This is a genomic window from Devosia psychrophila (genome assembly GCF_000971275.1).
Taxonomy (GTDB): domain Bacteria; phylum Pseudomonadota; class Alphaproteobacteria; order Rhizobiales; family Devosiaceae; genus Devosia; species Devosia psychrophila.
In genome coordinates, this window is the sequence record NZ_LAPV01000152.1 from 1 (window position 1) to 9,480 (window position 9,480).

The following is a 9,480-nucleotide window of genomic DNA, read 5'->3' on the forward strand; positions in this document are numbered from 1 at the left end:
GAGGGAGGGTGGGGTGAGTCCAGAACTCGAAGTTGTGGTCAATTGCAATCACCATCGAGCGGGCGAGGTTAGGGGTGCCATTCGCCACAATCCTCGCCTAAACTCCCGTTCCCGAACTGCATTCCGGTGTCTCTTTGTCGGTCGACGACATCATCATTTCCCGCCTGACCGCCCGGCTGTTGACCGCGCCGCCGCCGTTGCCAGCGACGCACACGCTGGTGCCGGACTGGACGCCGGAGCTGCCGTTTGCCCGCCCGCCAGTGCAGGCCGCGGTGCTTATTGCGCTGATTCGGCGGCCCGAGGGCCATACCGTGCTCTATACCGAGCGCTCGCCAGACCTGCGGGCCCATTCAGGGCAGGTGGCGTTTCCGGGCGGTAAGGTAGATCCCGGCGATGAAGACGTCGCCGCTGCTGCCTTGCGCGAGGCGTTTGAGGAAGTGGGCATGGAGCGTGCTGACGCGACCGTGATCGGTTTCATGCCGACCTATTTCACCGGCACCAATTACCTGATCACTCCCGTTGTCGCGACGGTGGAGCCGAGCGGACCCTTCGTGCCCAATCCGGGCGAGGTGCATTCGGTCTTCGAAGTGCCGCTGCAGCGCATTATGCTGCCCGAGGCCTATGGCGAATTCCGCATCAAGCGCGACGGCAAGGAACATCGCACCTGGCAGATCGACCATGACGGACACCGCATTTGGGGTATTACCGCCAACCTGACGCGCCATTTTCGCGATCTGGCGATGGGTGAGGCCGTGCCGTGAGCGATAGTCTCGCCAATGCCGAATGGTTGAGCAGGCCAGAGACGCAAGCGATTTTTGCGGCGTTGGATGGCGCCAGGCGCCGCACCCGTGCCGTCGGAGGCGTGGTGCGCGATACAATCATGGGTCGCGAGCACAGCGGCGATATCGACATGGCGACCGAACTGCTGCCCGACGAGGTGATCGAGCGCGCGAAGGCGGCTGGCATTGCGTTTTACCCGACTGGCATCGACCACGGCACGGTTACGCTGAAGCTGGGCGATACACTGGCCGAGGTGACGACGCTACGCCGCGATGTGGAAACCGACGGCCGTCATGCCATTGTGGCCTTCGGTACCGACTGGGTCGAGGACGCCAAGCGCCGTGATTTCACGCTCAACGCGTTGTATTGTGCCGCCGATGGGACGCTGTATGACCCTCTGGGCGTCATCGAGGACGCGCGCGATGGTGTCGTTCGCTTCATCGGTGACGCCAGCCAGCGCATCGCCGAGGACGGGTTGCGGGTCTACCGTTTCTTCCGTCTCACCGCGAGCCATGGCGAGCAACGGCTGGATCCGGAGGGGTTGTCTGCCTGCGCTGCGGCTGTTGGCAGGCTCGATCACCTGTCGCGCGAGCGCATCGGCCACGAGGTCATGCGCACGCTGGCTTTGCCCAAAGTTGCACTGTCGCTAGCCGTGATGTCCGAAATCCGGCTGCTGCCGCTAACCGATGCAGCTTTGCGGGCGATGGTCGCCTATGAGAGCCTTGGTGGCCAGTTTTCGGCAACGCGGCTGGTGCTGCTGACGCAGGATTTCGATGCACTTCGTGCGGCATGGCGGCTGTCCAATGAGACTATTGCCAGTGCCAGATCTATTGCCCGCGCTGCTGCCATGCTTGAGCAGGACAAGATCGCCGAAGCTGCCTATCGCCATGGCGAAACTGCGGTCGAGGGTCTTGCGGCTGCAGCGTCGCTTGGGCATTGGGGGATGGCGCGGCTATCGGAGGCGGCACGGGTGTTGGCAAAAACCATCGTGCCGCCGTTTCCCATCACTGGACATGATTTAGCCGACCTCGGCATGAAGCCGGGACCGGCTTTGGGTCAGGAGTTGGCGCGTCTCGAACAACTCTGGATCGATAGCGGCTTTACTCTCGGCAAGCCCGAGCTACTAACGCAAATTCGCGTCTAGTGCTTGGTTCTTGGAGCCGTCATCGGTATCGACGATGCGTTCCTTGATACGCTCGATCATCTCGGGGCGGATTTCGGTTTCGCCATGATGGGTGCGCAAGCTCTCCACAGCCCGGCGAACTACTTCGGCTTCCGTATCGGCTTCCGCGTGCCAAGTGGCACCCGGGATAAGCGAACCGGATTCAAAGCGTTTCATTGCTCATCTCCATTGTTGATGTGCTCAAGGCACAACGTTTGGTGAGGGGCAGGGTTCCGATCAGGGCCAACGCACTTCGGGCGGCATCGATGACAGGATCGAATTCACGTTGCCGCCGGTCTTGAGGCCGAACATTGTGCCGCGATCATAGAGCAGGTTGAATTCGACGTAGCGGCCGCGACGGACCAGCTGTTCGTGCCGGTCGGCGTCGGTCCACGCGCTTTCGAAATTGCGCCGCACCAGTTCGGGGTAGATACCCAGAAAGGCCTTGCCGACGGCTTGGGTGAAGTCGAAATCGGCGTCCCAGTCGCCCGAATTATGGTGGTCATAGAAGATCCCGCCCGTGCCGCGCGGCTCATTGCGGTGGGGCAAGAAGAAATATTCGTCGCACCAGTCCTTGTAGCGCTGGTAGTCGACCCCCGGCCGGTCGACGCAGGCCGCCTGCATGGCGGCGTGGAAATCCACCGTGTCCTTGTCGTGCTGCGTCCGGCGGCAGTCGAGCACCGGGGTCAGGTCGGCGCCGCCGCCGAACCACTGCTTGCCGGTGACGATCATGCGCGTGTTCATATGCACAGCCGGAACATGGGGGTTCCACGGATGCACGATCAGCGAAATGCCCGAGCTCCAGAATTTGGCGCCTTCCTCGGTGCCCGGCATCTGCTTGGCAAATTCGGACGAGAATTCGCCATGCACGGTCGAGATATGCACGCCCGCCTTCTGGAACACCCGGCCATGCAGCATGCCCATTTCGCCACCGCCGCCGGCAGCGCGATCCCAAGGTGAAATCTCGAACTTGCCTGCCGGCATGTCCGCATTGCGGCTCTGGACGTCGGCCTCGATCTGCTCGAAAGCGGCGAATATCCGGTCGCGCAAGCTGCGGAACCACGCCTGCGCAATGGCCTTCTTGGCCTCGATGTCGTCTGAAAGTGCGGTCGGTAGTGTCATAGGAGAAGTGAAATGAACCGTCATGTGAGCCCTGTAAACCCGTCTGTCTGTCTTTTTGCTTCGCCCAGGATAAGCGTTGCGGCCAAAGCCACATTGATCGAGCGCAAACCGTTCCGCATCGGAATGCGCACTGTGAGATCGCAGGCATCGGCCACGGCGTCAGGCACGCCGGCGCTTTCGCGTCCGACCATCAGAATATCGCTGGCGAGATAATCCACGGCATAGGCCGAGGTTTCCGCCTTGGTGGTCAATAGTACCAGGCGCCGTTGATGCTGCCGCCGCCAGGCGTCGAAGGCGGTCCAGCTGTCATGCTCCTGCACAGTGGCATGGTCGATATAGTCCATGCCCGCTCGGGCCAGTGCCTTCGCCGAGAAGGGGAACCCGGTGGGATGGATCAGGTGGATCGTGGTGCCGAAGCACGCCCCGAGACGGATCAGCGTACCGGTATTGTTGGCGATATCGGGCTGGTAGAGGGCAAGATCGACCGGCATGGCAATTCCACAAAACAGGGCGTTGGCGGGGTGAGTCCGCAGGATAGGGCGGGTATAGTGTCGCAGTTGATCGGTGTCATTCCCGGCCGCACTGGACAAGTCCTTGGGACAGTGCAAAAAGAGCCGAACTGACGGGCCGTTTGAGGGCGGCCGGCTACCAATTACGCGTATACGTAAATGGTGTGCCGCTGCCGGCCGCGTCAAATGTGATTGTACGGGGATACGGACCTTGGCCACGCAAGCTCACCATTCAACGACCCGGCGGGATTTTATCTTCGTCGCAACCGGCTCTGTGGCCGTTGTCGGCGCTGCCGCAACGGTCTGGCCGCTGATCAACCAGATGAACCCCGACGCTTCGACGCTGGCGATGGCCAGCATCGAATTCAATCTCGGCAGCATCGAGGAAGGGCAGTCGGTCACGATCCTGTGGCGCGGTCTGCCAGTGTTTGTGCGTCACCGCACCCAGGCCGAAATCGACGAGGCCAAGGCGGTTCCGCTGAGCGATCTTAAGGACCCGGCGACCGATGAGTCGCGCACCAAGGAAGGCCATGAGCAGTGGCTGATCATGATCGCCAATTGCACCCATCTCGGTTGCATTCCGACCGGTGAAGCGGGTGAATTCGACGGCTGGGCCTGCCCGTGCCACGGTTCGCAGTTTGATACGGCCGGTCGCATCCGCAAGGGTCCGGCGCCGACCAATCTGGTCGTGCCGCCTTATGAATTCATCAGCGATACGCTGGTCCAGATCGGGTAGTGGAGGCTTCTATGTCGGAACATTCAACGTATACGCCCGGTTCGGGCATCGAAAAGTGGCTCGATGAGCGCCTGCCGATCATCCGGTTCTCGAAAGAGCACCTGATGGACTTCCCGACCCCGAAGAACCTGAATTACTTTTGGACCTTCGGCGCCATCCTCGTGATGTGCCTCGGTATCCAGATCGTCACCGGCATCATTCTGGCGATGCACTATACGCCCAATATCGGGATGGCGTTCGACTCGGTCGAGCACATCCGGCGCGACGTCAATGGCGGCCGCATGCTCCAGTCGTTCCACGCAGTGGGCGCCTCGATGTTCTTTGCCGCCATCTATATCCACATCTTCCGCGGCATGTATTTCGGCTCCTACAAGGCGCCCCGCGAGATCCTGTGGATCCTGGGCGTGCTGATCTTCGTGCTGATGATGGCGACCGCCTTCATGGGCTACGTGCTGCCGTGGGGCCAGATGTCTGGCTGGGCTGCCACCGTGATCACCAATATCTTCGCGGCTATTCCCTTCATTGGCACGCCACTGCTCGAACTGCTGCGCGGCGGCTTCTCGGTGGGCAATCCGACGCTCAACCGCTTCTTCTCTCTGCATTACCTACTGCCCTTCGTGATCGCCGCTGTGGTGGCGCTGCATATCTGGGCGCTGCATGTGCCCGGCAACAACAATCCCATCGGCGTCGACGTCAAGGACAGCCGCGACACGCTTCCCTTCCATCCGTACTATACGATGAAGGACGCGTTCGGCATGGTGGTGTTCTTGATTCCGTTTGCCTGGTTCGCCTTTTTTGCGCCGGATATCCTGGGTCATCCGGACAATTACATCCAGTTCAACAGCCAGGTGACGCCGGCCCACATCGTGCCGGAATGGTACTTCCTGCCATTCTACGCCATTCTGCGCGCCATCGATTTCAGCCTGCTGTTCATCGACTCCAAGCTGCTCGGCGTGATCTTCTTTGGCGGCTCGATCGTCATCCTGTTTTTCCTGCCTTGGCTGGATACATCCAAGGTGCGCTCGGGCAATTTCCGCCCGATGTTCAAGTGGTTCTACCTGCTGTTCGTGATCAACTTCATCGCGCTAACCTATCTTGGTGCGCAGCCAGCGGATGGCATCTACGTGGTTCTGTCCAAGATCTGCACCGCCTACTACTTCATCCACTTCATCGTCGTTCTGCCGCTCCTCAGCCGCATCGAGAAGCCTCGGCCCTTGCCGACCAGCATCTCCGAAAGCGTGTTGAGCAAGTCGCACGCCTGACGGAAGGGGAAGGAACCATCATGAACTTCAAGACTGCCTTTGCTGCCCTGGCGCTGCTTGCAGGCCTCGCCGCCCCCGGTATGGCGCAGGACCATTCGACGCCGCATATCGAAAAAGAGAGCTGGAGCTTTGCCGGCATCTTCGGCACCTACGACCAGAACCAGCTGCAGCGCGGCTTCCAGGTGTTCCGCGAAGTCTGCTCAAGCTGCCATGGCGCCCGCCTCGTCTCGTTCCGCAATCTTGCGGAAGAGGGTGGCCCGGCGTTCTCGGACGAGCAGGTCAAGGCACTGGCTGCCGAGTATGAAATCGCCGATGCCAGTGCCGATGGCGGTGTCCGCAAGGGCGTTGCAGCCGATCGCTGGCCGTCGCCGTTTGCGACCGAGCAGGACGCCCGTGACGCCAATGGCGGCGCATTGCCGCCGGACTTCTCGGTGCTGGCCAAGGCCCGCGGCATTACCGACGCCTTTCCGTTCTGGATCTTCAACTACTTCACCGGCTATTCCGAAGGCGGTCCGGATTATATCCACGCGCTGCTGAACGGCTATCACGAGGAGGTGCCCGAGACGGCGCCGCACAACGCCGATGGCACGCCGTTCCAGCTGCCTGAAGGCAAGTATTACAATGACTATTTCCCTGGCCACGCTATTGGCATGGCCCCGCCACTATCCGACGAGCAGATTGCCTATGAAGTTGCCGAAGGCGAAACCGAAGTGCCAATGACGCTGGAGCAGTATTCGCACGACGTTGCAGCCTATATGATGTGGATGGCCGAGCCTCATTTGGCCGGTCGCAAGCAGACCGGCTTCGTGGTGCTGCTGTTCCTCGTCGGTTTCGCCGCCCTGATGTACATGACCAAGCGTCGCATCTGGCAGGGTATCGAACACTAGTCGCTGGCCGTCTATCGCGGCGAAAACGCCCCAGTGGCCCGTTTTCAGGCGACTAGGCTCGGAGGGCTATGCTCGAAGGGATACGGACAATCGATTTGAAAGGGCCCCAGCGTGGGCCCTTTCGCTTAGTTCACTCACTAAGCTTTCAACCTCTTGCCATTCCTTCGCCGCGCCGTGATATTCCACACAGCGCAAATCACTCGCCAAGGGAGACCGAAATGTCCGCCATTCGCCTTGCCGTGACGGTCTTCGGTGCGGCCATCACCATGAGCCGCCACCCAGCGGTTCGCGCCGGCATTGCGGCTGTTGCCGCCAATCCCAAGGCACGCGAGACCGCGATCAGCGTTACGCGCAGCGCCGCCTACAATGCCGGCGTCGTGGCGCGCCACCTAGTCGGCAAGCGCCTTCGCTAATCATCATCCGACTATACAAGGTGTGCCATGCCGCTCGACCTCAAGGCCCTCGTGCGCACGATTCCGGACTATCCCAGGAAGGGTATCCTGTTTCGTGACATCACCACGCTGATCGAAAATCCCGAGGGGTTCAAGGAAAGCGTCGAGCGTATCGCCAGCCAGCATCGCGGCAAGGGCATTACCCATGTCGCCGGCATCGAAGCGCGCGGCTTCATCTTCGGCGCTGGCGTGGCGATCGCGCTTGGCGTGGGCTTCATTCCCGTGCGCAAAAAGGGCAAGCTGCCCGGCGAGACGATCGGACAGAATTACGCGCTGGAATATGGCGTCGACACCATCGAGATTCACGCTGACGTGCTCAAGGCAGGCGACAAGGTGCTGCTTATCGATGACCTGATTGCCACGGGCGGCACCGCGCTCGCGGCCGTCAGCCTGCTGCGTCGCACCGGCGCGACGGTCGACGACGCGGCCTTCGTGATCGACTTGCCGGAAATCGGTGGCGCCTCAAAGCTCAAGGCGGTGCATGTCGAAGTGACAGCCCTGATGGCGTTCGAAGGGCACTAAGGTGGGATCGGGCCGCATCCACCTTGCGGCACCTCCCCCTCCCTGCGGGGAGGGTGACGACTGACAAATCACCAGTTATTGCGCCCATCCATTTTCTCGATCTGCACACTCGACCAGTCGAAATCGTCGACCAGTCGCAGGTTGACCGCGAAGATTTGCCCCGTCGGCATGGCACCGGTTTCGCCCTTTGGCGTGCCGTCGCTGTTGTAGACCGAGCTCCAGTCGGGCGAAACGCCCCAGGTCTGCATGCCGCAATTGGCGCAGAAATGGTGCTCGTTGCCGAAGCCACTTGCCGAATAGAACTTGCCGCTGCTGTCGGAGGTGATGTTGAGCTCGCCAGGCTTGTAGTAGCCCCAGACGGCGCCGGTGCGGCTGCAAAAGGTGCAGTTGCACTCGCCAGCTTTTTCCGGGGTGTGCGGCAGCTCGATGCGCGTGGCACCGCAGTGGCAGGTGGCAATGAGGGACATGACGAAAACTCCGCTTTGGTGTGCCTTATCTTGACGTGATCGTGCTGACAGGGGCTGTCAGCAGCCCCCAAAGGGGCCGCGCCGGAGAAATAACGGGCCGGCGTCGTCGCCAGCCCGTTGTTTCCATCAGGGTTCGAGTTGCCCTGTCTCCGGATGCTCCTCAGCACCGATGTCAGGCTCGTTGCGGGTCTTCCACAGCGAGAAGATCACGCCACCGGCGAGGATCGACAGCGTCACAACCAAGCTTAGCAGCGTGTCGATATGGATATGCAGGGGCACGAGGAAGATCTTGATACCCACCAGCACGAGAATGATGGCCAGCGAAACCTGCAGGTAGCGGAAGCGGTTCATCGCGGCAGCCAGCGCGAAATACAGCGAGCGCAGGCCGAGGATGGCGAAGATGTTGGAAGTATAGACGATGAATGTGTCCTGCGTCACGGCGAAGACGGCCGGCACCGAGTCGACGGCAAACACCAGGTCCACCACTTCGATCATGATCAGCGCCACGGCCAGCGGTGTCAGCCAGGTGACGATCTTGCCGGTCTTGGGGTCGGGTTGCTTGACCGTAAAGTTACGCCCATGCAGTTCCTTGGTGACGCGGAAGCGTTTGGTAATGAACTGGTAGACCCTGTTTTCTTCAAGTTTGGGTTCCTCGTCCTTGTGGCTGAACATCCGGATGCCGGTGAACACCAGGAAAGCGCCGAAACCAAACAGGATCCAGCTATACTGGTTGACCATGGCTGCGCCGAGCCCGATCAGCACCGCGCGGAACAGGATGACCCCCAAAATGCCCCAGAACAAAACGCGGTGCTGGTAGACGCGGGGGATGGCGAGGAAGCCGAAGATGGTGGCGATGACGAACATATTGTCCATCGCCAGGCTCTGTTCGAGCAGATAGCCAGTATAAAATTCAAGCCCGGCTTCGGCGCCGCGCTGCCACCAGACCCAGCCGCCGAAGGCGAGGGCAATCAGGACGTAAAAGCCATATAGCGTCAGGCTTTCCTTGGCCCCAATCTCATGCTCGTCCTTGTGCAGGACGCCGAGGTCGAAAACCAGCAGTGCGATAACGATCGAGATAAACGCGACCCAGAAATAGACGGGTGTACCCAGAAAATCGCCCGATAGGGCGGCAAACAGCGAATCCATCGCCGGACCTTTCTCCATGAAGTTTGGAGCAGCTCCGACATCACGAGGACATACGTCATCCTCGCCAGAGGGGCCCGGCGCTGCACGTTCAAGATGGACAATTGCCAGAAAAGTTCAACCCCTCGCGGCTGAATGTCGCTTGTTGGAGAGGCGCAGAAGTTGAAAAAGCGAGAATAGCCCCACCCAGCCTCCCCCTGAGCAACCGTGTTTGATGTCAATCGCTTTTGCCCTTCCATGGTGCATCGTTGGCGATGACGGCGTTGGCTGTGGTGATGAGTTTGCGCATGGCGGCGACGATGGCGAGCTTGCCGGGTTTTCCCTGGTCGCGCAGGCGCTGGTAGAAGTCTCGGATCGGGGGATTGGCGCGGATGGCGGAGAGGCTCGCCATGTAGAGGGCGCAGCGTACCGAGAGACGGCCACCGGCAATATGGGCCT

At 60.8% G+C, this 9,480-nt stretch carries 12 protein-coding genes and 1 pseudogene; 7 read left to right on the forward strand and 6 right to left on the reverse strand.

The features are described from left to right. Positions 1 to 134: 134 nt before the first annotated feature. Positions 135 to 761, forward strand: a complete 627-nt coding sequence (locus tag WH91_RS17010; protein WP_052952914.1) for a CoA pyrophosphatase — start codon at positions 135 to 137, stop codon at positions 759 to 761. Continuing rightward, positions 758 to 1,924 (forward strand): CCA tRNA nucleotidyltransferase, encoded by a 1,167-nt coding sequence (locus WH91_RS17015; protein ID WP_052952915.1) that lies wholly within the window; start codon positions 758 to 760, stop codon positions 1,922 to 1,924. Before WH91_RS17010 ends, WH91_RS17015 begins: the two co-directional genes overlap by 4 nt. On the opposite strand, the gene WH91_RS17020 is transcribed toward WH91_RS17015, so the two are convergent. From WH91_RS17020 to WH91_RS17030, 3 genes are read right to left on the reverse strand one after another with little or no spacing between them, the layout of a single operon-like run. Continuing rightward, entirely contained in the window at positions 1,904 to 2,119 is a 216-nt protein-coding gene (locus WH91_RS17020; protein ID WP_046172212.1) for a DUF1059 domain-containing protein, read from the reverse strand. The genes WH91_RS17015 and WH91_RS17020 overlap by 21 nt on opposite strands. A 60-nt stretch (positions 2,120 to 2,179) precedes the next feature. Continuing rightward, a complete protein-coding gene (gene hemF, locus WH91_RS17025; RefSeq protein WP_046172222.1) occupies positions 2,180 to 3,064 on the reverse strand; it encodes an oxygen-dependent coproporphyrinogen oxidase in 885 nt (294 codons plus the stop codon). A 20-nt stretch (positions 3,065 to 3,084) separates the two neighbouring features. Next, on the reverse strand, positions 3,085 to 3,555 hold the full coding sequence (locus WH91_RS17030) for a tRNA (cytidine(34)-2'-O)-methyltransferase (RefSeq protein WP_046172213.1): 471 nt from the start codon (positions 3,553 to 3,555) through the stop codon (positions 3,085 to 3,087). A gap of 229 nt (positions 3,556 to 3,784) precedes the next feature. Between WH91_RS17030 and petA the strand changes: the two genes are divergently transcribed. From petA to WH91_RS17055, 5 genes are all read left to right on the forward strand, one after another. Continuing rightward, positions 3,785 to 4,309, forward strand: a complete 525-nt coding sequence (gene petA / locus WH91_RS17035) for a ubiquinol-cytochrome c reductase iron-sulfur subunit (protein ID WP_046172214.1) — start codon at positions 3,785 to 3,787, stop codon at positions 4,307 to 4,309. A gap of 11 nt (positions 4,310 to 4,320) precedes the next feature. Further along, on the forward strand, positions 4,321 to 5,571 hold the full coding sequence (locus tag WH91_RS17040; RefSeq protein ID WP_046172215.1) for a cytochrome b: 1,251 nt from the start codon (positions 4,321 to 4,323) through the stop codon (positions 5,569 to 5,571). Between the two features lie 20 nt (positions 5,572 to 5,591). Further along, positions 5,592 to 6,458 (forward strand): cytochrome c1, encoded by an 867-nt coding sequence (locus WH91_RS17045; protein WP_046172216.1) that lies wholly within the window; start codon positions 5,592 to 5,594, stop codon positions 6,456 to 6,458. A gap of 218 nt (positions 6,459 to 6,676) precedes the next feature. After that, positions 6,677 to 6,871, forward strand: coding sequence for a hypothetical protein (locus tag WH91_RS17050; protein ID WP_046172217.1), 195 nt, complete (start codon positions 6,677 to 6,679; stop codon positions 6,869 to 6,871). A gap of 27 nt (positions 6,872 to 6,898) precedes the next feature. Further along, positions 6,899 to 7,432 carry an adenine phosphoribosyltransferase gene (locus WH91_RS17055; RefSeq protein WP_046172218.1) on the forward strand — a complete coding sequence of 178 codons (534 nt, stop codon included), beginning with the start codon at positions 6,899 to 6,901 and terminating at the stop codon, positions 7,430 to 7,432. A gap of 68 nt (positions 7,433 to 7,500) precedes the next feature. On the opposite strand, the gene WH91_RS17060 is transcribed toward WH91_RS17055, so the two are convergent. From WH91_RS17060 to WH91_RS23650, 3 genes and pseudogenes are all read right to left on the reverse strand, one after another. Further along, the gene (locus WH91_RS17060; RefSeq protein WP_046172219.1) at positions 7,501 to 7,899 is read right to left on the reverse strand and encodes a GFA family protein; all 399 of its coding nucleotides are present in this window, start codon (positions 7,897 to 7,899) and stop codon (positions 7,501 to 7,503) included. 126 nt (positions 7,900 to 8,025) lie between these two features. Further along, positions 8,026 to 9,045: a TerC family protein gene (locus WH91_RS17065; protein ID WP_046172220.1), complete on the reverse strand. Its 1,020-nt coding sequence runs from the start codon at positions 9,043 to 9,045 to the stop codon at positions 8,026 to 8,028. 214 nt (positions 9,046 to 9,259) lie between these two features. Further along, a pseudogene (locus tag WH91_RS23650) lies at positions 9,260 to 9,480 on the reverse strand (IS110 family transposase); the annotation flags it as partial.

What these genes read in the sequence shown, in the direction of transcription:
- WH91_RS17030 (WP_046172213.1), bottom strand. Translation starts at nt 3,555, where the DNA reads ATGCCGGTCGATCTTGCCCTCTACCAGCCCGATATCGCCAACAATACC.
- WH91_RS17045 (WP_046172216.1), top strand. Translation starts at nt 5,592, where the DNA reads ATGAACTTCAAGACTGCCTTTGCTGCCCTGGCGCTGCTTGCAGGCCTC.
- WH91_RS17020 (WP_046172212.1), bottom strand. Translation starts at nt 2,119, where the DNA reads ATGAAACGCTTTGAATCCGGTTCGCTTATCCCGGGTGCCACTTGGCAC.
- WH91_RS17060 (WP_046172219.1), bottom strand. Translation starts at nt 7,899, where the DNA reads ATGTCCCTCATTGCCACCTGCCACTGCGGTGCCACGCGCATCGAGCTG.
- WH91_RS17065 (WP_046172220.1), bottom strand. Translation starts at nt 9,045, where the DNA reads ATGGATTCGCTGTTTGCCGCCCTATCGGGCGATTTTCTGGGTACACCC.
- hemF (WP_046172222.1), bottom strand. Translation starts at nt 3,064, where the DNA reads ATGACACTACCGACCGCACTTTCAGACGACATCGAGGCCAAGAAGGCC.
- WH91_RS17040 (WP_046172215.1), top strand. Translation starts at nt 4,321, where the DNA reads ATGTCGGAACATTCAACGTATACGCCCGGTTCGGGCATCGAAAAGTGG.
- WH91_RS17055 (WP_046172218.1), top strand. Translation starts at nt 6,899, where the DNA reads ATGCCGCTCGACCTCAAGGCCCTCGTGCGCACGATTCCGGACTATCCC.
- WH91_RS17050 (WP_046172217.1), top strand. Translation starts at nt 6,677, where the DNA reads ATGTCCGCCATTCGCCTTGCCGTGACGGTCTTCGGTGCGGCCATCACC.